This window comes from Bizionia sp. M204 (genome assembly GCF_023205095.1).
GTDB classification, from domain to species: Bacteria; Bacteroidota; Bacteroidia; order Flavobacteriales; family Flavobacteriaceae; genus Algorimicrobium; species Algorimicrobium hallyeonense.
The window spans coordinates 1,813,993-1,839,623 of record NZ_CP046242.1 but is presented as its reverse complement, the minus strand read 5'-3'; the positions used below and the strand labels follow the sequence as shown (position 1 = coordinate 1,839,623).

General features: G+C 38.8%; 15 protein-coding genes. 7 read left to right on the top strand and 8 right to left on the bottom strand.

Annotated elements, in window-relative coordinates:
* Positions 1–12: 12 nt before the first annotated feature.
* From GMA17_RS08265 to GMA17_RS08240, 6 genes are all read right to left on the bottom strand, one after another.
* Positions 13–4,893 (bottom strand): malectin domain-containing carbohydrate-binding protein, encoded by a 4,881-nt coding sequence (locus tag GMA17_RS08265; protein ID WP_248395134.1) that lies wholly within the window; start codon positions 4,891–4,893, stop codon positions 13–15.
* A 202-nt stretch (positions 4,894–5,095) separates the two neighbouring features.
* Positions 5,096–8,452, bottom strand: a complete 3,357-nt coding sequence (gene secA / locus GMA17_RS08260) for a preprotein translocase subunit SecA (protein ID WP_248395133.1) — start codon at positions 8,450–8,452, stop codon at positions 5,096–5,098.
* Positions 8,453–8,604: 152 nt separating this feature from the next.
* The gene (locus GMA17_RS08255) at positions 8,605–8,826 is read right to left on the bottom strand and encodes a DUF2795 domain-containing protein (RefSeq protein ID WP_008637498.1); all 222 of its coding nucleotides are present in this window, start codon (positions 8,824–8,826) and stop codon (positions 8,605–8,607) included.
* 149 nt (positions 8,827–8,975) lie between these two features.
* Positions 8,976–9,548, bottom strand: a complete 573-nt coding sequence (locus tag GMA17_RS08250; RefSeq protein WP_248395132.1) for a cob(I)yrinic acid a,c-diamide adenosyltransferase — start codon at positions 9,546–9,548, stop codon at positions 8,976–8,978.
* 622 nt (positions 9,549–10,170) lie between these two features.
* Positions 10,171–10,935, bottom strand: coding sequence for an O-methyltransferase (locus tag GMA17_RS08245; RefSeq protein ID WP_248395131.1), 765 nt, complete (start codon positions 10,933–10,935; stop codon positions 10,171–10,173).
* A 201-nt stretch (positions 10,936–11,136) separates the two neighbouring features.
* Positions 11,137–12,996, bottom strand: a complete 1,860-nt coding sequence (locus GMA17_RS08240; RefSeq protein ID WP_248395130.1) for an ABC-F family ATP-binding cassette domain-containing protein — start codon at positions 12,994–12,996, stop codon at positions 11,137–11,139.
* Between the two features lie 103 nt (positions 12,997–13,099).
* Here GMA17_RS08240 and GMA17_RS08235 point away from each other — a divergent pair, with 103 nt between their 5' ends.
* The 4 genes from GMA17_RS08235 to GMA17_RS08220 all read left to right on the top strand — a co-directional run bounded on the left by GMA17_RS08235 (position 13,100) and on the right by GMA17_RS08220 (position 19,130).
* Complete coding sequence (locus GMA17_RS08235; RefSeq protein ID WP_248395129.1) at positions 13,100–13,894, top strand: polysaccharide biosynthesis/export family protein; 795 nt, start codon at positions 13,100–13,102, stop codon at positions 13,892–13,894.
* A 3-nt stretch (positions 13,895–13,897) separates the two neighbouring features.
* Entirely contained in the window at positions 13,898–16,372 is a 2,475-nt protein-coding gene (locus GMA17_RS08230) for an exopolysaccharide transport family protein (RefSeq protein WP_248395128.1), read from the top strand.
* Between the two features lie 327 nt (positions 16,373–16,699).
* Positions 16,700–17,986: a nucleotide sugar dehydrogenase gene (locus GMA17_RS08225; RefSeq protein ID WP_248395127.1), complete on the top strand. Its 1,287-nt coding sequence runs from the start codon at positions 16,700–16,702 to the stop codon at positions 17,984–17,986.
* Positions 17,987–18,146: 160 nt separating this feature from the next.
* On the top strand, positions 18,147–19,130 hold the full coding sequence (locus tag GMA17_RS08220) for an SDR family oxidoreductase (protein WP_248395126.1): 984 nt from the start codon (positions 18,147–18,149) through the stop codon (positions 19,128–19,130).
* 935 nt (positions 19,131–20,065) lie between these two features.
* On the opposite strand, the gene GMA17_RS08215 is transcribed toward GMA17_RS08220, so the two are convergent.
* Positions 20,066–20,371 (bottom strand): GIY-YIG nuclease family protein, encoded by a 306-nt coding sequence (locus GMA17_RS08215; protein ID WP_248395125.1) that lies wholly within the window; start codon positions 20,369–20,371, stop codon positions 20,066–20,068.
* A gap of 771 nt (positions 20,372–21,142) precedes the next feature.
* Here GMA17_RS08215 and GMA17_RS08210 point away from each other — a divergent pair.
* Both GMA17_RS08210 and GMA17_RS08205 read left to right on the top strand, forming a co-directional pair.
* The gene (locus GMA17_RS08210; protein ID WP_248395124.1) at positions 21,143–22,294 is read left to right on the top strand and encodes a T9SS type A sorting domain-containing protein; all 1,152 of its coding nucleotides are present in this window, start codon (positions 21,143–21,145) and stop codon (positions 22,292–22,294) included.
* A gap of 213 nt (positions 22,295–22,507) precedes the next feature.
* Positions 22,508–23,080, top strand: coding sequence for a hypothetical protein (locus GMA17_RS08205; RefSeq protein ID WP_248395123.1), 573 nt, complete (start codon positions 22,508–22,510; stop codon positions 23,078–23,080).
* A gap of 473 nt (positions 23,081–23,553) precedes the next feature.
* Here the strand turns inward: GMA17_RS08205 and GMA17_RS08200 are convergent, their stop codons facing one another.
* Positions 23,554–23,952, bottom strand: coding sequence for an endonuclease domain-containing protein (locus GMA17_RS08200; RefSeq protein WP_248395122.1), 399 nt, complete (start codon positions 23,950–23,952; stop codon positions 23,554–23,556).
* A gap of 436 nt (positions 23,953–24,388) precedes the next feature.
* On the opposite strand from GMA17_RS08200, the gene GMA17_RS08195 reads away from it, so the two are divergent.
* The gene (locus tag GMA17_RS08195; protein ID WP_248395121.1) at positions 24,389–25,252 is read left to right on the top strand and encodes an ABC transporter permease; all 864 of its coding nucleotides are present in this window, start codon (positions 24,389–24,391) and stop codon (positions 25,250–25,252) included.
* Positions 25,253–25,631 lie beyond the last annotated feature (379 nt).

The following is a 25,631-nucleotide window of genomic DNA, read 5'->3' as shown; positions in this document are numbered from 1 at the left end:
TTTTGTATTTAATTAATTTGGCATTTGTTCTAAAATTGGATAATAATTTGATGCCGGATTATTTATGTGATTTGTAATAATATTTTTTAATAGACCTTTATCATTCCCAGGTCCTGAATAGCGTACAATACCATCCAAGTTAATATCACCTGTGTTATATGCTGTATATGGGAAATAGTTGCTATTGGTCGCGTTGCCAGCGGCATTTGAAACAATTGTTTTTAAACTAGCCGAATCATTATTAGGGCCTAAATAACGCGTTTGATTATTTCCATTAATATCGCCTCCATACATGCCTAAAATACCTGTAGGCATTCCGAAACTTGTTTGAGCTTCTAGTCCAAAAGTAGTAATGCTGCCATCGGTAAAATTGACGACAGAGGTTACATTGGAAAGCGTTATTGTGGTTGCACTCATAATCCCTAAATGATTCCTATGGTTTACAGAAATAAAATAATCAGCTGATATTTGTTGGAAATTTATGGGCGAAATACCATCAACATCTACAATATCCCCATCACGTTGTAGGAGTCCAGATTTGGCATCAACAATTAAGGTGTTTGTATTAGCATCTCGAATTTCAATCCACATCCAATCAACAATAGCGTTATTGCCTGTTATTAAGAATACGGAAGGATCACATACTAATCCATCAGCATACGGACTCGTTGTTGGAATGAGATTAGCAACTCTCAAATCGTCACGCATGAGGGTTTCTTCACCAAAATTAGGCGTTAATGCAGCACCTTGTAAATAGGCTTTTGCAGAAATTAAAATAGGTTCCAAAATGGATATTGTCTGGTCACAACTTAAGGACACATTATTAGACGCATCCGTTGCTGTCCACGAAATAACGGTATCTCCTAAAGGATACGGATCGGTTAATAACAGTGCATCAGACCGAACACCGGTGTAGGTGATGGTACTGGCACAATTATCAGTTGCGGTAGGTTCTGCAATCAATACGGTAGCTTCGGTTATACCACTAGCTAGAATTTCTATAATATTATCTGGGCATATAATGATTGGGGGTTCTGTATCATCTAAAATAGTCCAAGTAAAATTTTGCTCAACATCTAGACTACCGGGTTTACTTAAGGTAACCGTTACGTTATACACACCATCATTGTTGGGTCCACCGGATACAGCGGTTTCATCAATGACACCAAAAATTAAACCGTTGGTAGGTTCAATGTCCGTGCCTGCAGGATGTCCGGAGATGGCATATGTTAAGTTGTCTAATGGATTCCCGCCGGAACCTTCGGCTTGAAAATCAGATATTTCTAGTTCACAGCTGGTTCTATCTGCTATGGGTTGCAATTCTAATTCCGGATAGGCAATACCTAAAATTTCTATTCCATTAATTAGGGGGTTTTCTATATTTTCGAAAAAACGAATTTCTAAAACGCCATCGGTGACCGTTATATTATTTTGAACAAGTCCAGCTTGGCGATGACCAAATTCCGCAGAAATATCGAAATCATCTAAAAGCCGTTCATCTTCTATATTCACACTAAAAACACGTTCGCCAGGATTGGAAGTACCATTGTATAGGTTTGCAAAATACAGGTTTACTATATAATCCCCATTAGGTACGGCAATAGAAAAAATCATAGGATAGGCCGGATCGCTAATACTTCGTTGAATATGCATGACATCGTAATAGGTACTAGCGTCTATATAACTCGGAATGGATGCGTCACGATTTTCGTAAAATACTTCGGTTGAAGAATAAGGGGAGCCAGAAGAAACCGTATACGAATCGCCAGTTGAAGTCGTATTGTCCTCCCAATCTGGACCGCCATCAGTTGCTAAAACCAGCGGGCCGCCAGCATTAATACGTACTAAAGGCGTGTAAATATCTGTTAATTCTCCTGTTAAAGTCATAGAAACAGCCGTGTTAACACCGGAATGAATCACTTCCATATTGGCGGTTTTAACCCCCACGATATTATCGGAAATAAAATCGATTGGAATTTTTACGGAAGAACCAGGATTGATATTAAAAGGTAGGGCTATATCTGAAGAAAACGAAGCTGCATTGGTTCCAACAAAATTTAGAGCTGTTACGCTAATCACATCATCGGTTGGTCCACCTTCATTATTTAAAACAATGTATTTGCTGCGTTGGGAGTTGTTAACCGGTGTTAATCCAAAATCTAAATTCGTTGGGTTTATAGACACGACCCCATTTTGGTTTTCGTAAGCTTCAATAAAATCCCAAGTTGCTGTAAATGGGTTTGGGGTTGTAGCCGATCGGGAGGTAGAAATAATACCAACCGCCATTCCTTTAGCATCTAACGGGTCTAAAAAATCACTTGGTAACAAAATGGTTGGTCCCAGTAAACTTAAAGTTTCCCCATTATTAGTGGAGTAGAAGGGCTGTGCTAATCCCGTGGCAGGATCTACAGAAATATATAAATCTACTGATCCTGAATTTATAATATCAGGTATATCATAAGTCGTATTTAATGTAACTACCCCATTGGATTCTATCAGGAGTTGTAACCCATGAAGCGCATCATTATTTAGCGTTCCATTCATAAACACAAATTTCAGATAGTTATCTTGATCACCTGTACCTATTTGCATACCGTAGGATTGAAAGTCAACAGGGTCATTCTGGCTCCCATTGGAACCAAAATAAGGCGATTCTACTTTGGCGTGAACCGTAAAGGGGTTGGAATTACTATCCACATTTATTCCAAACTGAAAGCCGTAATCTTGATTGTTTAAACCTTCCAAAGCATCCCCTCCAGTAACGGCATCAACAGTTGCTTTTCCGGCAGCACCACCAAAGGACATTTCTTGTTCATTAAATTGATCGAGATAGTCTGTCGTGCCAGAAGGGTCTAACATAAGACCTGTAAAACCCAAGCCAAATAAACCTGTTCCTGGATCGTTATTCCAAAAGGGATAATCTACAGGTAGGTTTGTGGTGGTTCCATTATTGGCATCTAAAGCAAAGGCATCATTGACATCTAGAATGCCATCATTATCATCATCTGGATCATTTAAGTCGGAAATACTATCGTTGTCATTATCTTTCGGCTTACTACTTTGCGAACAAATATTAGTGCCATTATCTATTTCATCTTGATTGGTATAACCATCACCATCATTATCCGCTAAGGGATCATAACCTACATCGCCAGGTTGCAGGCAAATTAAATCAGAAGGTTCAAAAACGGTTATGCTGTTAGCACCATAGGTTACGGCCCAAACCGTACCAGGGAAAATGGAATTATCACCTAAAGCAATAACATCTAAAGGAATACTTCCAAAACCATTAAAAGGCACTTCTTGTTCTAAAACCATATCGCCAGCCGCGTTTAATATATACCGATTAATATCGCCATTAAAGGAGGCTGTTAAAATATTTCCTTGCATGGCACCGCCAAAATTAGAAGCTGTATATTCTACAATTCCATTGGTGGAAGCCGCTTTAAAATCTAAAATATTATTTTTAGGGCTGCTTACGGGTTCATCCATGAGGTATTCGCCCTGTTCGGGGTAATCTGGGAAATTTGCAATTGAAAAGGACGAGTTAAAATAGCCTTCTGCACCCACTAATAAATCGCCTACCAAATAGGTGTTGGTTGCTACCCATGAGCCACTTATTTTTTCATAGGCAATTACATTCGCACGGGATGGAAATGCGCGAATAGGATTTGGGTGCCCCCCGTAATATGTGCCATTCGGATCATTAATAGTTCCAATAAAATGTAGGGGGTCTTTTGAAAACTCACTACCACTCTCATTCATTTCGTTTGTTATATAATGAATGTTTGGGTCATAGGTAATGGTACTTTCATCACCTAAATAGGTATCTGTAGCTATGTCATAAATTCTTGGAACGCCTCCCCAAAGGGCATTAGGCCCATTGTCTGAGGTGTAAATTCTATTATTTTCTGTAACTAGAATATCGTATGCATTTCTATAGCCAGGTGAGAATATTTGAACCGGACCTCCCACTTCTGGGAAGGCCTGATTTAAACTGTTGTTGCCTCCAAATGGATCACCTAAATCAATAAAAGCATCATGCATGGGGTGTCCAGCGGGATAGGGGAAATCCGGATGCGTGTTGTCTATATCTATTCGGGTGGGATCGTTTAAGGTTGGTAAATCATACACGTATTCGGTATTGGTTCTTGGGTCTGTATAAACCGTCATGCCTTCCAATTGTGTTAGATTTACGATAAGGATAGAAGCTGATAAGAAAAACTCTGGGGTTCCTGCAAAATTATTACTAGGTGCACCTTTATTGGTCTGACCACCTTGAGCCACTAATAAGAAGGTCTCGCCATCTTTTTCAAACATGTCTAAACCATTTATAGCATGATTTTCTTCACAGCGCGGTAAACCTCTTACCAAATCGGTTTTTTCCCAAACACCATTAATTTTCTCAAGCTTGGAAATCATACTAGAATTGGTATCTAAATTGCTATCATTTCCACCTGAACCACCACCTAATAAATAATCTGATGAGGTTACATATAAGATTGGATTTTGAGCTGTCCCCGAAGCAAGAATACCAGTGACTAAACGTTGTTGACTTGGATTAAAAACACCTAAATCGTTATGGTTTGGGATGCCTGTACGGATTTTAGCAATTTCTTCGCTAGCAATTACAGTGTATTGTCCATTTCCTGCGCTGGCATTATCGCGCTCTATGGTATAAGCCCAGATAAGTCCGTTTTGTTGGGAGACATATAAGCGATTATCCGGGCCAAAATCTAATGAGGTTGGGTTTAAAACACCTTCATTGATTAAGCCCGTGGAGCCGAAACTGATAGTTTGAGAATAGCCATTAAAACAGCAAAACGTTATGCTCACTACGATTGCTAGTGCAACAAATCGAACTGTTTTGTTTAAATAAATAAGAGACATCATAATATTTTTTTCGTTTACGTGCTATTAATCGAAAAAAATTAATCAGGAGATACCACTGTAAAAATAGTTATAAGGCTTTAGTTTTTAGCTATAATGCTTTAGTTTTCGTTGAACCTATTTAAATCTTCGTTATAAGTACCTGAAACAAAAAAATCCGAAGGGTTACTTCGGATTTTTCTTATAAATATGATGTAATCAGTTCTTAATCATTCACTAATACCCAATCGCCTTTGGCAATAAGTGGTTCAGCTTGTTTGAATTTTACTGTTTTATTTTCACCACTCATTACGTGTTTGATAGTGACCTTGTCATTACGTCCAATTTTTGGACTATCGCGAACAATTGTTTCTACCACTTCCGGTTGACGTTGTGTGTTTCCTGCCGATCTATTTTGAGCAGAACGTTCATCTAAATTTTGAATTTCTTCTTTTTGAGTTTGAAGATTTTCTTTTTTAGTAGATTGACGTGCTTCTTGGATAGCATCGGTAGTTTCTTGTGGTAATTCACCTTTAAATAAAAATGAAATAACATCTTTATTTACTTTGTCAATCATGCCTTTGAATAACTCAAATGCTTCAAACTTGTAAATTAGCAACGGATCTTTCTGCTCATGTACCGCTAATTGAACGGATTGTTTCAACTCATCCATTTTGCGTAAATGCGTTTTCCACGAATCGTCAACGATGGCTAATGTGATGTTTTTCTCAAAGTCATTGATTAATTGTTTACCATTGGTTTCATAGGCTTTTTCAAGGTCTGTTACCACCTGAATGCTTTTTACGCCATCGGTAAATGGTACTACAATACGCTTAAATTTATCGCGTTGTGTTTCGTATACATTTTTAATAACCGGGAATGCTAATTCAGCATTGCGTTCCATTTTAGAACGGTAATGTTCAAAAGCTGCTTTGTAAATTTTACCCGCTAAATCTTGGACGCTTAATTTGCCAAATTCGGCTTCCGTAACAGGGGAACTCATAGAGAAGTACCGAATCATTTCAAACTCCAAGTTCTTATAATCGTTAGCGGCTTTATTCGTTTCTGCAATACCTTCAGAGGTATCATAAATCATGTTAGCTAAATCCACACGTAAACGCTCACCATGTAAGGCGTGGTGACGACGTTTGTAAACCACTTCACGCTGGGAATTCATCACATCATCATATTCTAATAAACGCTTACGAACACCAAAGTTATTTTCCTCTACTTTTTTCTGTGCACGCTCAATAGATTTTGAAATCATAGAATGCTGAATCACTTCGCCTTCTTCCAATCCCATTCTATCCATCATTTTGGCAATACGTTCACTACCAAAAAGACGCATTAAGTTATCTTCTAATGACACATAAAATTGCGAGCTTCCTGGATCTCCTTGACGACCTGCACGACCACGTAACTGGCGGTCCACACGACGTGAATCATGACGTTCCGTACCTACAATGGCTAAACCACCTGCTTTTTTAACCGCATCAGACAATTTAATATCCGTACCACGACCAGCCATGTTGGTTGCAATTGTAACTTGACCTGGTTGGCCAGCTTCGGCAACAATATCGGCTTCTTTTTTATGAAGTTTCGCGTTTAATACATTGTGAGGTACTTTTCTAATAGAAAGCATTTTACCTAACAACTCACTAATTTCTACATTGGTTGTACCAATAAGCACTGGACGGCCCGCTTGCGAGAGCTTGGTAACTTCATCAATAACCGCGTTGTATTTTTCACGTTTGGTTTTATACACTAAATCCTCACGGTCATCACGCGCAATTGGTCTGTTGGTTGGAATTTCAACCACATCTAATTTATATATTTCCCAGAATTCACCTGCTTCGGTAACAGCGGTACCCGTCATACCGGACAGTTTACGATACATTCTGAAATAATTTTGAAGGGTTACTGTTGCAAATGTTTGGGTAGCATCTTCAATTTTTACATTTTCTTTAGCTTCAATGGCTTGGTGTAAACCGTCAGAATAACGACGCCCATCCATGATACGACCCGTTTGCTCATCTACAATCATCACCTTATTGTCCATTACCACATATTGGTTGTCTTTTTCAAACAAGGCATATGCTTTTAGTAATTGGTTTAAGGTGTGAATACGTTCTGACTTAATGCCGTAATCTCTAAATAAATCTTCTTTTAAATTGGCTTCCTCTTCCGATGATAAGTTTTGATTTTCAATTTTAGAAATTTCAATACCTATTTCCGGCATGACGAAGAAATTCGGGTCATCTTCCCCCGATAGGAATTCAATTCCTTTATCGGTTAATTCAATTTGATTGTTTTTTTCTTCAATAACGTAGTACAATTCCGCGTCAATTTTTGGCATTTCGCGGTTATTGTCTTGCATGTAATAGTTTTCTGTTTTTTGAAGTAATTGCTTAATCCCTTCTTCACTTAAAAACTTAATTAATGCTTTGTTTTTAGGAATACCTCTGTAGGCACGTAACAATTGAAAACCACCTTCTTTGGTATCACCTTCTGCAATTAATTTTTTAGCTTCTGCTAAAACACCAACCAGGTACTTACGTTGTACCGAAACGATACTATCTACTTTTGGTTTTAATTCTGTAAATTCATGACGATCACCTTGTGGAATAGGTCCTGAAATAATTAATGGTGTTCTAGCATCATCAATTAAAACCGAATCCACCTCATCTACAATGGCGTAGTGGTGTGGGCGTTGCACTAAATCGTCTGGTGCGTGCGCCATATTATCCCGTAAATAATCGAAACCAAATTCGTTATTTGTTCCGTAGGTAATATCTGCTAAATAGGCTTTTTTACGAGCCGCAGAATTGGGTTGGTGGTAATCAATACAGTCCACACGCATGCCGTGGAATTCAAATATTGGTGCCATCCACGCGCTATCACGTTTGGCTAGGTAATCATTTACTGTTACTAAATGCACACCTCTGCCAGCAAGTGCATTTAAATACACCGGCAGTGTAGCTACTAATGTTTTACCTTCACCTGTATGCATTTCGGCAATTTTACCTTGGTGCATAGCAATACCACCTATTAATTGGACATCATAATGAATCATGTCCCAAGTAATTGGTTTCCCGGCAGCATCCCAAGAATTTGCCCAAACGGCTTGATCATCTTCTAGTGTTATATAATCCTTTTCACCGGAAATTTCACGATCGAAGGTATTGGCAGTAACCGGAATGGTTGTATTATGAACAAAACGTTTTGCTGTTTCTTTAACTACAGCAAAGGCTTCTGGAAGGATGTCGTTTAATACATCTTCCGTAACCGTATAAATGGTGTCTTTAATTTTGTCAATTTCTAAATAGATATCTTCCCGTTGATCAATATCCTCTGTTTCGTTTGCTTTTTTAAGAAGGTCTTCAATTTCTGAATTCAGCGGCTTTCTAGCTTCGGCTATTTTTTCTTTAAAGTAAGCTGTTTTAGCCCGTAAATCATCGTGAGATAATTGCTCTAGAGCCGCTTCGTATGTTTTAATTTTTTCAACTATAGGCATGATGGCTTTAACGTCTTGTTTCGACTTATCGCCAACAAATACCTTAAGGACTGAATCTAAAAAACTCATTTGTTAGGTGTTTAGGTTGTATTAGTACTGCATACTAATATTAAATATGTGTTTGCTTTTTTGAAATACAAAAAAACGTTTTTTTGTTCGGTTATTTACGTATTAAAACATAAAAAAAGCCTCTAGGCGAGACTTTTTAAATTTTAATAGTATTAATATTCATCCTCATTCCAGAGGTAATCTTCGTCTGTTGGATAATCCGGCCAGATTTCTTGAATAGACTCATAGGAGTCCCCTTCATCTTCAATAGATTGTAAGTTTTCAACAACTTCTAATGGCGCTCCCGTTCTAATTGAATAGTCAATAAGTTCGTCTTTCGTCGCTGGCCAAGGCGCATCACTTAAATAGGATGCTAATTCTAATGTCCAATACATTTGTAATGTGTTTTAATTTTTGCAAAAATAAATTTTTAGTTTAAATACACAAGAAAAAAATCAATTAATTACACTTTATTTATAAGAACGTGCCTTTAATGGTTTGTTTTAAACCACTTACAGGTTTATGCTGTGTTATTTTGAGATGGTTACTGTTTTTCAGGAATCCACTTCACTTCATCTGCGTTTAAGTCAGAGGACAACTTTCGTGCCAACACAAAAAGATAGTCAGATAAACGATTTAAATAGGTCATAGCCAAGGGGTCTATTGGGTCGAAATCGTTTAAAGCAGATGCTAAACGTTCCGCACGACGGCATACACAGCGTGCTATGTGACAGAATGACACGGTTTGATGACCGCCCGGTAATACAAAATGTGTCATAGGTGGTAAGGCCGTATTCATATTGTCAATTTCTTGTTCGAGGCGTTCAATATTTTCTTCGGAAATTTTAGGAATATTTAAACGTTCCTTTCCATTTTTTAATATGGCTTTTTCGGGATCGGTAGCTAAAATAGCGCCTACGGTGAAGAGACGATCTTGAATATGCATGAGCATTTCTTTATAATGGGTGTCGATGTCTTGATCGCGAATGAGTCCTAAATGCGAGTTTAATTCATCAACGGTTCCGTAGCTGTCTATACGGATATGGTGCTTGGGAACACGGGTACCACCGAATAATGCGGTTGTACCTTTATCGCCTGTTTTGGTGTAAATTTTCATAGGAATTGTTTGTTATTCAAAGTTAATGGTTCTGTGGGATAAGGCAAAGGAATCTTTTGTGTTTTTGGGAGGTGGCGTTTATGGTTTGTGGTTTAAAGTGAAAAGTGGAAAGTGAAAAGTGAAAAGTGAAAAGTGAAAAGTGGAAAGTGAAAAGTGGAAAGCGAAAAGTGAAAAGTGGAAAGTGAGGAGTGAGGAGTGAAAAGTGAGGAGTGAAAAGTTCTTAAGTTATCGGGTTAATTAGGAATTAGGGATGAGGTGTGTGTTGATTGGTTCATAAGTTAATGATATAATTAGATATTGTGGTATAGAGTTAATGGGTTATTGACGTAATGTATTGCGACATATTAGGACACGATTTTCACGGATTAACACGACTTGGTGTGGTAAGATTCGTTGATTATTTCAGGGAGTTGCAGGGAGAATTTTCACAGAGATACGCGGAGTAATTTTAAAATGGATTAAATAGTTGATGGACTTTTTGGAAAGTAACCCTACTATTGATGAGATTATTCACATCGTATTATTTTAAAAAAAATGGTGTTCGTGAATGCTTTGCATTTGCCGCGTTGTTCCTATGTCACTTCCTGCCTAATGACAGGCAGGCTCGCAATGACAGCATTTTTTAAATCCGGATGGTAAAATGTTCTTTCCGTTGTTCCTTTCTAAAAAATACAAAGCCCCAGAAAAAGGTGTCGATGGTAACGGTTACTTGCGGGTGTTGTTTGATGATTTCCCAAGCTTGGGTCATGCCTTCTGACCAATAAATATCATCAAAAATAAAAATGGTGTCGTTGTGGACTGATGGGAGGAGGGTTTCAAAATATGCTATGGTGGCTTCTTTGGTATGGTTGCCATCAAAAAAGATCAGATCCCAAGCCTGTTGGGTTCTGGTATTGAGATGTTGGCTGAAATTACCTGTTAAGAATTGGATGTTTTTATAATTGGCTAAGGCCGATTGTGCAAACTTGGAACAATTTGGGCAACCTTCAATAGTTGTGATTTTTGCTTGTGGACACCCCAAATGCATGGCGTGGGTTGCAATGCCTAATGATGTGCCTAATTCTAAAATATGTTTGGGTTGAAAATAGCCCGTTAAGCGATACCATAATTTAGCGCGCTTTAACGGTGTGCCAGATGTTTTGGCTATTTCAGCAATGCGTCTTTGCTTGTTGGTTGTTTTTTTAGAGCCTGATCCTAAGTCCGTTAGATTGATGGTTTCTGGACTTCCTAATACTTGCTTTCTATACCTTTTTAATTCCTGATAAGCTGGGTATTCTGTTTTATCGTAGAAGCATTTCGTGATTAAATCATATACAAAAGGAGAGTGGACACCGTGTTGGTTGGTTGATTTTAAAAGGAACGGTATATATTTTTTTTGTTGGTACACGGTTTCGTATTCAGTGTTCTGTGTTCGGTTTTTGGTGGTTGTTCTCGATACATCCCTCCTTGCGGTGGGACACTCCAACTGACGGGTTCCGAGACAAGGTTCAAGGTTATTAAGTTATTAAGTAAACCGTTACATAAAACATTAAAGTCATATAACTACTTGTTTGTTTACGTCACTGAAAACTGCGACTGTAAACTATTCTTACTCTTCTAGCTTTGAACTTAACTCAAACCAGCGCATTTCTTTTTCATCAATCTCATCTAGAATCTTTTGTAATTTTTCAGATAAGGTGTTGATTTCATCGGGTGTTAAGTCTGGGTTTAGGAATTCCTTTTCCATGGCCTGCTTATCATGTTCTAGACTGCTTATTTTACTTTCAAGGTTCTTGTATTCCTTTTGTTCGTTATAGGTTAATTTGATGTTATTATCTTTCTTCCAATTTTTCTTTTCCTTCTTGTCATCCTCTTTAGATTCGGGTTCTTGGCTGTCCTCATACGTTCTGAAATCGGAGTAATTCCCCGGGAAATCTTCTACAAGCCCTTCGCCGCGAAATACTAATAAGTGATCGACAATTTTATCCATAAAATACCGGTCGTGAGACACCACCATTAAACAGCCTGGGAAATCTAAAAGAAAGCTTTCAAGTACATTTAGGGTTACAATATCTAGGTCGTTTGTTGGCTCATCCAGAATTAAAAAGTTTGGATTTTGAATTAATACGGTACATAAGTACAGTCGTTTACGTTCGCCACCACTTAATTTTTCAACAAAGTCATATTGTTTTTTTCTGCTAAATAAAAAGCGTTCCAGCAATTGCCCAGCACTAATTTGACTCCCTTTTTTAAGTGGTATATACTCCCCAAATTCTTTAATTACATCAATAACCTTTTGGTTGGGTTTGATGGTAATACCGGCTTGGGTATAGTATCCAAATTTTACCGTTTCACCAATGACTACTTTACCGGAGTCTGGTTTTTGGGATTGGGTAATAATATTTAAAAAGGTGGATTTACCCGTTCCATTCTTACCAATAATTCCAATACGTTCGCCCTTTTTAAAGGTGTATTCAAAATTATCTAAAATGGTTTTGTCTTTAAAACTTTTACTGACTTTATGCAGTTCTAATATCTTACTGCCTAGGCGTTCCATATTTAGTTCTAATTGGACTTGATGGTCCTGGCGTCTTTGATTGGCACGGTGTTTAATATCGTGAAAATCGTCTATTCGCGATTTGGATTTTGTGGTTCGTGCTTTGGGCTGCTTGCGCATCCAATCCAGTTCTTTCTTAAAGAGTTGCTTAGCTTTCCCTGTTTCCGTCGCTTCATTTTCAATACGTGCTTCGCGCTTCTCGAGATAGTATGAGTAGTTTCCTTTGTAGGTATGTAATTGCCCATGGTCTAATTCAATAATTTCATTACACACACGCTCTAGAAAATACCGGTCGTGTGTTACCATAAAGAGTGTTATTTGCTCTTTAGCAAAGAAATCCTCTAGCCACTCAATCATTTCTAAATCCAAATGGTTGGTAGGCTCATCTAAAATTAATAAGTCGGGCTTTTTAAGTAAGGCGTTTGCCAAGGCCAGACGTTTTTTCTGACCGCCAGACAAGGCGCTCACTTTCTGATTGAGGTTATCTAGTTTTAATTGAAATAGGATTTGCTTGTATTGGGTTTCAAAATCCCAAGCCTGATGGCTATCCATTAACTCAAAAGCTTTTTGGTAGGCTTCGGCATCATCGGGGTTTTCCAAGGCTTTCTCGTAATCCTTAATAACCTTTAAAATGGGGTTGGAGGTATCAAAAATAGCTTCTTCCACGGTTAGGTTTGGATTGAGTTCGGGGTCTTGGGACAGGACGGCCACCGTAATGTCTTTTCGGTAGATGATTTGGCCCGAATCGGCTGTGTCCTTTCCAGACAGCATATTTAAAATAGAGGTCTTCCCCGTTCCATTTTTAGCCACAAAGGCAATTTTCTGATCTTTATGGATGCTAAAGGACAGGTTTTCGAATAGCGTTAATTCGCCATAGGATTTCGATATATTTTCAACAGTCAGGTAGTTCAACGTCTATTTTTTTGCAAAGAACGTAAATAATTCAAAATTTATACGATAAGTTTTGATATTCCTACTGAAAAGCTATATTTGTGAAGAAACTTGCACCCTCAACATGAAGCATTTATATGTTATTATACTTGGTTTAATCGCCTTGCTATCTGTGTCTTGTATACCCAATAAAGAGTTGGTTTACTTGCAAAATAAAGAAGCTGCCACCGATTCGACGCAAGTTATTATTGAAAAACAAAAACCCTATCGTGTTCAAATTAACGATATCCTTAATATTCGTGTAAAAGCGATGGATCAACGAAATATTCAAATGTTTAACCCAACGGGCGAGCGGGATTTAAACGCGTCTGGAGACGAACGTGCCTTTTTTGATGGGTTTACGGTGGATATGCATGGGAATATTCGGATTCCTATTTTGGGTGAAGTGAACGTTTTGGGTTATACGACCGAGGAGATAGAACGTATGTTAGAAACCAAGTTGTTAGAAGAAGAACTTAAGGAAACCTCTAATATCTTTGTGACTGTGAAGTTAACAGGCCTGCGATTTACCGTTACTGGGGAAGTGGGGAGTACGGGAACGCAAACCTTGTATCAGCCCCGCGTAAATATTTTTGAAGCCTTGGCCAATGCCGGCGATGTCATGGTTACTGGAGACCGCAAGGATGTAACCATAATTAGGCAGTACCCGCAAGGGCAGAAAATACATCATTTGAATTTACTAGATGTTAGCGTCATGGATTCGCCGTATTATTATATCCAAATGAATGATATTATTTATGTGAAGCCGTTGAAACAAAAGTCTTGGGGAACCGGTGTAACCGGCTTGCAAACTTTAGGGACCATCATTACCGCTTTATCTCTAGTTACAACCACTTTATTACTTATAGACAGGCTCTAAATTATGGCAGATTACGATTATGAAGACATGGATTCAGGCGACGGTGGGAGTATTAACTTCGACTTCAAGGGGTACTTATTTAAAGTTTTAAATTTATGGAAGTTTGTGCTTGCTTGTATTGGTGTGGCTTTAATTATTGCCTACTTTATCAATGTGCGCAAGCAGAATATTTATAAGCTTGAATCGCTTATCTCTGTAGAAAACGATCAGAACCCTTTTTTTACTGCCAATACTAGTATTTCTTTTAATTGGGGTGGTGTTTCAGGGAAAATGGGTAAAACCATTACCACCTTACAAACGCGAACGCATAATGAAAAGGTTGTTGATTCGTTAAAGTCTTATATGAACTATTTTAGGGAAGGCAAGTACCGTAAAATAGATATTTATAAACAAGCGCCTTTTGTGTTTACTCCTGATTTGTCTCAACCACAATTGCTAGGTCACTTTATTGGGATTCGGTTTTTATCCCCATCTACTTTTGAAGTGTTTACAGCGTTTGAATCGGAGTCGGGTTCAGGACAGCGTTATGACACTAAAGAACGATTAGCTGTTTCTTTGCCTATAGGGCCATTTCAACAGGAATTTGCCTTGGGGGAGGTTGTTAATTTACCCTTTTTTCATGGTGTTGTGACTTTGCGTCATGACCGTGTCATTAAAGCTGGACAGGAATTTTTTATGCAGTTTAGTAATTTTGATGGGGTTGTTAATGGGTATCAGAGGGGAATTAATGTGAGTCCATTTAGTAATGCTTCAGCTTCTGTCCTGCGTTTGAGTTTAGCTGGAACTAATAAGTCTAAAATTGTAGATTACCTAAATACCACCGCCGTTATTTTAAGTGAAACGGAGTTGGAACGCAAAAACCTGTATGCCACCAATACGATAAAGTTTATAGATAGTAGTTTGAACGCCGTTAACACCAATTTAAAAGACTTTGGTGATGAAATGAATGCCTTTAGAAAGCAGAATAAGGTGTTTGATGTATCCACAGAAATGGCGGATATTTCGAGTAAACTTAAAGAATTTGAGATTCAAAAGGAGGCGGAAAATACAAAGCTCAATTATTTAGACGCTTTAGAGAAGTATCTCCAAACAAAAACGGACTATACGAGTATTGCGGCGCCATCCTCTGTGGGGATTGAAGAAAGTAATATTCAAAGTAGTGTTGCTAAAATAACGGCGTTGGCCATTGAACGCCAGGGCTATGAGTATACCACGCGTGAGAGTTCGACTATATTTAAAGATTTGGATCGGCAGATAGATGCTGAAAAGAATGTGCTTTTAGAAACGATAAATGCTACTAAAAGTACGATTCGGATTCTGATGAATAGTCTGAATACTAATATTGCTAATTTGGAGGCTAAATTAAGTGGTTTGCCAGAAGATCAACAAGAATTTTTAAAGATTCAGCGTAAGTTGGATATTAGTCAGGAAGCCTATAATTTATATATGGATAAGCGGAGTGAGGCTGCTATTGTAAAGGCCGCCAATATTTCGGATATTAGTATTGTAGATGAAGCCAAGGATATAGGTGGGGGACTTATAGGTCCTAATAAATCCTTGAACTATATGATGGGCTTGATGCTGGGATTCTTTATTCCGATGTTTCTCATATTCGTCATCTTTTTATTGGATCATACCATTCATGGCTCTGATGAGGTGGAGCGCCTGTCTAAAATTCCTATTTTGGGATTAATTGGTAAGTACCGTTACCATAATAATTTGGTGGTATTTGAAAAGCCTAAATCGGCTGTTGCCGAATCCTTTCGGTCTATTCGGTCTAGTTTGCAATTTATTCTCAATAAAAACCCCAGAGAAGGTGGTCGGACAATTATGATTACTTCTTCAGTGAGTGGGGAAGGAAAGACCTTTTGTTCTATAAACATAGCTACGGTTTACGCTTTGAGTGGGAAGAAAACCATTCTGTTAGGGTTGGATTTACGTAAGCCTAAAATATTTGACGATTTTAATTTGACTAATGATACGGGGATGGTGAATTACTTTATTGGCGAATCGGATTTTGCTTCGGTTGTTAATCGCACCCATATTGAAAATTTAGATGTGGTTCCTGCAGGTCCTATCCCTCCAAACCCTTCGGAGTTATTGATGAGCGGGAATATGGAAACACTGATTGCTGAACTCCGTCAGACTTACGATATTATTATACTTGATACGCCTCCTCTAGGATTGGTTACCGATGCTTTGGAATTGGTAAAATATGCTGATACCTCTATTTTTATGGTGCGTTTGGATTATACTAAAAAAGGCATGCTCCAATTGATTAATGCCAAATATCGGGGTGGTGAAATAAAGAATATCAATTTTGTCTTGAACTTCTATAAGCATAAAACCAATCATAATTACGGTTATGGCTATGGTTATGGCTATGGTTACGGCTATGGTGTTTATGGGAATGCTTATCATGAAGATGATAAAAAAGGCATTATTGGTAAAATAAAACAGTTTTTAAAGCGGATATGATGCGGTGAGCGGTGAGAGAGATGTGAGGTGAGTGGTTGGAGGTGAGAGATGTGAGGTGAGTGGTTGGAGGTGAGAGGTGTGAGGTGAGATGTGAGGTGAGTGGTTAGAGGTGAGAGATGTGAGGTGTGAGGTGGGAGATGTGAGGTGTGAGGTGGGAGATGTGAGGTGAGAGGTGTGAGGTGAGAGCTACAAAGTTGCAGAGTTTCAGAGTAGCAGGGTTTCAGAGATGAAGAGCAGCAGAGTTTCAGAGTTTCAGCGTTACAAAGAGGCAGAGTTGCAAAAGTTTGATTAGGAGAAGCGTTACAGAGTTAATTAAAGAATAAATCAATGAAGAAACATCAAATTACTATTGTGGGATTGGGTTATGTGGGTTTGCCATTGGCGGTTGAGTTTGCCAAGAAATACGCCGTAACGGGTTTTGATATTTATAGTAAACGCGTGCAGGAATTGCAAAATGGTACCGATCGTACATTGGAAGTTACAGAACCGGAGCTCCAAGCTGTATTAACACATACTTTGGGAGAAACGGGTTTGTATATTACCGATTCTGTAGATGCTTTGGCAGATTCCAATGTTTATATTATAACCGTTCCAACACCTACAGACGCCTTAAATAAGCCTGTTTTTACCCCGCTGATTAAGGCGAGTGAAAGCATTGGGAAGGTTTTAAAAAAAGGGGATATTGTTATTTATGAATCGACTGTTTATCCTGGAGTTACCGAAGATATTTGTGTGCCTATTTTGGCTTCTGTTTCTGGACTGACCTTTAATGAAGATTTCTATGCCGGTTATTCTCCGGAACGCATTAATCCGGGAGATAAAAAGCATACGGTAACGAAAATATTGAAAGTTACTTCCGGTTCTACGCCCGAAATAGCCACTGTAGTTGATGATTTATACCGCTCGATTATTACGGCAGGCACCCATAAAGCCCCTTCGATTAAAGTGGCTGAAGCCGCCAAGGTTATTGAAAACTCTCAGCGTGATATTAATATTGCCTTTGTGAATGAGTTGTCAAAAATCTTCCGCTTATTAGACATTGATACCAAAGCGGTATTAGAGGCTGCCGGGACCAAATGGAACTTTATAAAATTCACCCCTGGTTTGGTTGGTGGGCATTGTATTGGCGTAGATCCGTATTATTTGGCGCAAAAGGCTATTGAGAGTGGGTATAACCCGGAAATTATATTGGCAGGCCGAAAAATGAACGACAGTATGGGTGGTTATGTAGCGACCGAAACGGTTAAAATGATGATTAAAAAAGGCGCGACTATTAAAGGCTCTCGTGTGCTTGTATTAGGTATTACCTTTAAGGAGAATTGCCCGGATATACGAAACTCACGCGTAATTGATATTATACGCGAGTTTGAAACCTACCATGTAAACGTGGATGTATTTGATCCTTGGGCTTCTGCTGAAGAGGTGGATCATGAGTATCAATTGCCTTTAATTTGTGAAGCTCAAGACTTGCAGACCAATTATGACGGGATTGTATTAGCCGTTTCGCATAACGAATTTTTAACGCTTGATGTCATGGCTTTGAAAGGAGTGAATGGTGTTATATTTGATGTGAAATCGTTATTACCGGATTCGCAGTCGGATGCGCGATTGTAGTTAGACGTTGCGCTGTGCGTTGTAAATTTTGGCAGAATGAAGGAGGGTTACTCACGCCATATTAATTTAAAATATTGGTGTTCGTGAATGTTCGGCATTTGCCGGATTGCTTTTTTGACACGCCTCGCAATGCCAATAAAAAAAATAAAATTTTAATAATATGTACGACAAGGCATTTCATAATCAAGATCTATCTGGGTTAAATTTTTTAGTTACTGGTGGTGGTGGTTTTATAGGGAGTAATATTGTGGGGTATTTAATAAAACACCAAGCTAAAACCGTTCGAGTATTGGATGATTTTTCGAATGGGTATCGCGAGAATCTAGCCGAGTTTATGGACTTGCCTAATTTTGAATTGCAGGTTGGGGATATTCGGGATTTGGAGACGTGTAAAAAAGCCATGGTGGATATGGATTATGTAAGCCACCAAGCCGCTTTGGGTTCGGTGCCTCGTTCTATAAACGATCCAGCAACCACCAATGCCGTGAATATCTCTGGATTTTTGAATATGCTGATTGCATTAAAAGATTCGCCTACTGTTAAACGTATGGTTTACGCAGCTTCTAGTTCGACCTACGGGGATAGTCCCACGCTTCCTAAAGTAGAGGATAGGATTGGAAAACCTTTATCGCCTTATGCGGTAACGAAATATGTTAATGAATTGTATGCCGATGTTTTTGGGAAAACCTATGGAACGGATGTTATTGGGCTGCGCTATTTTAACGTATTTGGACCCAAGCAGAGTCCGAATGGGGCTTATGCCGCGGTAATTCCGTTGTTTATGCAAGCCCTTAAAGATGATGCAGCACCCACCATTAATGGGGATGGGGAACAAACACGGGATTTCACCTTTGTTGCCAATGCTGTTCAGGCAAATGTCCGCGGTTTTTTTGCTCCGGAGGCCGCTAAAAATGAGGTCTATAATGTGGCCTGTGGCGAGCGGATTACGGTTAATTACTTATGGGAATCCCTACAGCAGGCGGCTAAGTCTGACTTGAAGCCTATTTATGGTCCAGAGCGTCAAGGTGATGTGCGTGACTCGTTAGCCGATATTTCTAAGGCGGAACGTTTGTTGGGTTATAAGCCTGGGGTTTCTGTTCGGGATGGGTTGAAAGTGACTTGGGATTGGTTTAAAAGCCCCTAAATCTCCAAGAGGGACTTCTTGTTTTTGCGGGTTAGATTCTAAAACCTGATTTTCTGGATTCTTAAAAATCTAATTGTATTCGAAAGAGATTTTGAGGTTAGCTGGGCTGGACCTTTGAGATTCGCTGCTTTGAATGACGTGATGCGCTGAATGATAATGACGTTGTCATGCAGAGGGGAGTATGACCGAAGTATCTCTGGATTGTTACTTGGTTAATTTTTGAGATTAGCTTCGCTGAACCTTCGGTTTCCACGCTTTGCTGCGCGCGCTCTGAATGACATGGGCGTTTTTGATGACAATTTGGATTTTGAGGTTCTTCGCTTTGCTGCGCGCGCTCTGAATGACATTGATGCTGTCATGCAGAGGGGAGTATGACCGAAGTATCTCTGGATTGTTACTTGGTTAATTTTTGAGATTAGCTTCGCTGAACCTTCGGTTTCCACGCTTTGCTGCGCACGCTCTGAATGACATGGGCGTTTTTGATGACAATTTGGGTTTTGAGGTTCCACGCTTTGCTCCGCGCGCTCTGAATGACATGGACGTTTTTGATGACAATTTGGATTTTGAGGTTCTTCGCTCTGCTGCGCGCGCTCTGAATGACATGGGAGTTCTGAATGACATTGTGCTTTGAATGACAACGGGGATTTTTAATGACAATTTGGATTTTGAGGTTCTTCGCTCTGCTGCGCGCGCTCTGAATGACATTAATGCTGTCATGCAGAAGGAGGTACGACTGAAGTATCTCTGGATTGTTGTTTGGTTAATTTTTGAGGTTCTTCGCTCTGCTGCGCGAGCTCTGAATGACATGGACGTTTTTGATGACAATTTGGATTTTGAGGTTCTTCGCTCTGCTGCGCGCGCTCTGAATGACAATGGAGGCTCTGAATGACATTCGGAGTATTAAAAGGCACGGGTGCACGGAATGGTACATTTCTCTAAATATTGTTGTTTAAAAACTTCCATGTGGGGTTAAATAGAGTAATCATTCCATCTTTTTTAGTTCTACTTAATCCTTTAATTTGTTTTTCTCTTTTTATGGCTGTTTCATTGTCGTTGTACTGCTCATAATATACGAGGTAGAAGCATTTGTATTTTGTTGTGAATGCTTTTGAAAATGGCAGCGGGTTTCGATGCTGGTATATTCTTGTTTCTAAATTGTTGGTTACACCCGTATATAAAACCGTTTTAATTTTGTTTGTCAGGATGTAGACGTAGTAATTATGTGTTCCTTTAGTTTTCATTGTTTTAAAAATAGTGTTTTTTGTGGAGAATTGCTTTGTTGGATTTTTGGAATCTTCGCTGTGCAATGGATGACAATGGGCGTTCTGAATGACAATTTGGGTTTTGAGGTTCTTCGCCCTGCTGCGCGCGCTCTGAATGACATTGATGTTGTCATGCAGAGGGAAGTATGACCGAAGTATCTCTGGATTGTTGTTTGGTTAATTTTTGAGGTTCCACGCTTTGCTGCGCACGCTCTGAATGACATGGGCGTTTTTGATGACAATTTGGATTTTGAGGTTCTTCGCTCTGCTGCGCGCGCTCTGAATGACATTGATGCTGTCATGCAGAGGGAAGTATGACCGAAGTATCTCTGGATTGTTATTTGGTTAATTTTTGAGGTTCCACGCTTTGCTGCGCGCGCTCTGAATGACATTGATGCTGTCATGCAGAGGGAAGTATGACCGAAGTATCTCTGGATTGTTACTTGGTTAATTTTTGAGGTTCCACGCTTTGCTGCGCACGCTCTGAATGACATTGATGTTGTCATGCAGAGGGAAGTATGACCGAAGTATCTCTGGATTGTTATTTGGTTAATTTTTGAGGTTCCACGCTTTGCTGCGCGCGCTCTGAATGACAATGGAGGCTCTGAATGACATTGTACTCTGAATGACAAGGGTTTTTTTATATCTATTTACGGGATTAAGGGGTAACAAATTCATCTCTCTGTGTATATACCTCTGAAAGCGGTTCCCGAAAAGCTAACAGAGTAGGGGTTATAAAAACATTATATTATGAATAACTTAAACATTTTAAAATCAAAGCTTCAGCAGATGAAAGGCCGGTATTTGTATCTGGCTCTCATTTTAATGGTTACTGGTGGTCTTCAGGCCCAAAACTGCACACCATACCCCAATAACCCCACTGCTAGAGAGATTCATTTCAATTATTACAACACAAACGCCATTAGCTTGTCCACGTCCTCCGTTATTGAATCTTCAGGTGGTCCGAATTATACCGTGAATGTATATACCTTTACGATACCCTATTTTCAAAACCAATTGCAAACTGATTTACGTTTCAAAAATGGGGTGATTAATTGTACCTATGATAATACTAGTACCACTTGCGATAGTAAAGCCATTAAGGTTTACAATTCGCATTCTGGCGGGAGTTTGCTAGGTAGTGAACCTAATCAAGTAGATCTTAACGCCCATAATTTTCCTGTAGGTGTGCGAAACATTCGTGTAGAAGCCAGTTGTGGTGGACAGGTTTACCAAACCCGTTATTACCGGTTTATTGTACAAAAAGAGGCTTCCGCTTCTGTAAATTTGGATGTGAATGCCTATTGTAAAAAAGACAAACAAGGTCAGAACTCCGGTTATATTGGTTTTAAAGCATCGGGAACCCACACCAATTCATCTAAACTTTATTTGCGGGTAGTTGCTCCCAATGGCAGCAGTTGTAGCAATAATGATTATGCGCTTAATTCGCTTAATACAAACACCAATCCTTCTGGGTTTTTCAATTGCCTTTCAAATGGTACTTACACGATACAATTGGTTTATAAGAGCACGCTTATGGGTGGCGGTTATATTACGCATGTTCTTAACAGCAACTTTTACAGTTATCAGAAAACCTTTAGAAGTTGTATGAATAAGGTTTCACTCCCATTTTACACATTGAGAACCACGCAAGCTGATTCATCGGGCATATCCATTTACCCCAATCCGGCCATTGATCAATTGGAATTGGCTTATGCGTTAAAGACTCGGAACGCCCAGGCTATCCTTCATGACATGCATAGTACCCCGGTAAAGAAGCTGTCTTTGGATGGACAAAAAGGCTCTATGACTATAGATATTAGTGCTCTGAAAAAAGGACTTTATTTTTTAACTATTATAGATGGCGATGACACTATAATAAAAAAGATTATCAAAAAATAAAATCGATTTTATAAAGCATGACCCCTTATAGTTGGTAATTATAAGGGGTTTTTTATTTCGAAAAAATAATAACTCTACAGTTTACATGGGTATGTTAAAAGCAGGTGCTTTTTCTACAGATTTGTTCAAACTATTCAAAAAAGAACGTTTTTATTGTTAACCTTTTGGTTCTAATTTTCACTAAAAAGAAAATAAAATTAGAAACTCAACATTATGGCAGCAACACGATTTATTAATTACGTATTATACCTATGTTTTTTTATGGCAATTCTTTCTTGTACAGTAGAAGATGGCGAACAAGGCGAACAAGGCATTCAAGGTGAACAAGGCGAGCAAGGCGAACCCGGGACTGTTAATGTTATGTATAGCGATTGGATGAATCAAGACTGGAACTTTATAGATACGCCTACTTTTAAAAGCATGTTGGTAGAAGATGCGCACATTACGGACGATTTCATGGAAAATGGTGGCATTGTTTTGGGCTTTTTCCGTTATCAGGATAATGCGCCTTATATGTTACCCAAGCAAGATTTTAGATTAAACACAGTCCGCTCATTCATTTCAATTAATTTTTCAGACGGCGGAAATGTTCGTTTTAGCATTCAAAGTACGGATGGCACAGCATTAACAGATGATGACGTGAATGGTTCTGGTGCAGGAATACAAGCGCAATATAAATATGTCCTTATTCCTGGAGGCACCTCATTATCTGGTTCCAAGCGCGCCGCAGCATGGAATCAATTATCGTATAAAGCGGTTTGTAAAGCGCTTCATATTCCTGAATAAGGCTTAAAAAACATAGCCTATTTTTTACAAGAAAAGTGTGAAACGAATTATAATACTTATTCGGGTTACAGACCTATTGGGTGTATATTTGAAGGCTCGGACTCATGGCAGATAGGCTCGTCTAAACTTCGTTAACTTATTTTGCCTGCACACCAACTCGCCTTCCTAACGGCAGGCAGGCCCCATTACTAAAATAGTCCACTGGATTGTTTCTTTACGCTTGGTCGCCTCTTAAATTCAAACTCCCCTTTCTTTATCTACGTTGCACTTCGATAAATTCATTCCCCTCTTCATCAGAAGCGGGGAGCCTGGATTGTTATTTTTTGTTCAGAATAGGCGGGCTAATAACTGCCTTTTATTTTTACGTTATTTAAACTTTGATATTTGTTAAAGTTCTTATCTGTTTTAGAGAACAAGCTCAAATGGCTCCGCCCTTTAGTTAAAGGGAGGTGGCTAAAGCGACGCTAGGAGTTTTAGACGGAGGGTTTGTCTTCTTCTTCTTCTTCTCCTGAATTAAAGCACTCTTTTATTTCTTGTAGCACGGATGGTAAGTGGTCAAAAACCATTTTGTTTTCAAAGCGGATGACTTTATAGCCTAAACTTTCTAAATACACTGTTCGTTTTTTGTCATATTCTTGTGTCATTGGATTAAAATGAACTTCTCCATCTAATTCAATGACCAATTTTTCTGAAGCACAATAAAAATCAACTATATAGTGACCTATACTATGTTGCTTTGTGAAGCGTTTATTATTTAATTGTCTGGATTTTATATGTTTCCATAGGTAGGCTTCTGCCGGTGTTAATGTTTTACGCAGTTTTTTTCTATAAGCTTGTAGTTCTTTTTTGGTATGGATTTTCTGCTTGGACATGTATTAAAGGTACGGTTTTAGGTTTAAAATATTTTGATAAACTTCGTTTGGTTATGCGTTTTATGTTCAAACTCCCTATCTAAAAGCAGGCAGGCTCTTTCTTTATTTCCGTTTTACTTTGATTTAAACCTTGACCAAACTTCGTTTGCTTATTAGTTTGTTTTTTAACTCTCTAATCAAACTTCGTTTGCACATGAGTTGTGTTCAAACTCCCCGACCAAACTTCGTTTGCCCACCCCTCTTCAGCTAAAGAGGGGAGCCTAAACTGTTATTGTTTTTGGGATTTGGGGATTGGTAAATTTATTTTCATACTGTTTATTTTTTTTAGTTTGTATTGCTGAAAAAACAACTTCATTTTCTGGTTAATAATTATAAAGTTTGCGTTTTGGTTTCTGCTTGGAATTAGTATATTAGCCCTATATAAAACGCTATTACATTGAATAAGACAGAGGATGCTGATTGGTTGTATACCATTTCTTCCAAGCGGAAGTTAATCGACTTTAATTTTGCCGAAATATGGCGTTATCGCGATTTGCTTGTTTTGTTTGTGAAGCGTGATGTGGTTACCGTATATAAGCAAACCGTTTTAGGGCCGCTTTGGTATTTGATTCAGCCCTTATTTACCGCTTTAACGTTTACACTTATTTTTAATAAAGTGGCCAATATAGAAACCGGAACGGTACCGCCATTCTTGTTTAACCTAGCCGGGATTTCTATTTGGAATTATTTTAATACCTGCTTAACGTCTACTAGTGATACCTTTAAAAGTAATGCCGCCATATTTGGCAAGGTGTACTTTCCCCGGATTATTGTACCACTTTCGATAATCATCTCTAACTTGATGAAATTTGGGATTCAACTCCTTATTTTCATCGCCTTTTATATTTATTATTATTTTAGTGGGGCAGCCATTCACATAAACAGTAGTATTGTGTTTTTTCCTTTTATCGTGATGCTCATGGGGCTTTTAGGTTTAGGTATTGGAATGATAATTTCTAGTTTGGTAACCAAATACCGGGACTTGAAGTTTTTAGTCGGTTTTGGTGTGCAGTTGCTTATGTATGTATCTGCTGTGATGTATCCGTTAGCCTTAATGCGCGAGAAATTACCAAAAATTGCCTGGGTGGTTGAGTATAATCCGTTAGCCTATATTATTGAAACCGCACGTTATATGTTATTGGGAACTGGGACTTTTAGCTGGTTTGGTGTTTTGTATACGGTAGCAGTGACGCTAGTTGTCTTATTTTTTGGGATTATTATATTTAATAGGACGGAGAAGACGTTTATTGATACGGTTTAAAATAGGGATTAGGAATGAGGTGAGAGGTGAGAGGTGAGAGGTGAGAGGTGAGAGGTTCGTGGTGAGAGGTTAGTGGTGAGAGGTTAGTGGTGAGAGGTGAGAGGTTAGTGGTTAGTGGTGAGAGGTTAGAGGTTAGAGGTTAGAGGTTAGAGGTTAGAGGTGAGAGGTTAGTGGTGAGAGGTTAGAGGTTAGTGGTGAGAGGTTAGTGGTGAGAGGTGAGAGGTTAATGGTGAGAGGTTAGTGGTTAGTGGTGAGAGGTTAGAGGTGAGTCGGTAGAGGTGAGAATAAAGATTAAAGAGGAAAGAATACTGACATAAGATTAACGATTGTTGATTGTTGAAGTTGAAATGAAGAAGAATAATTGATGAGTTAGAAAGAA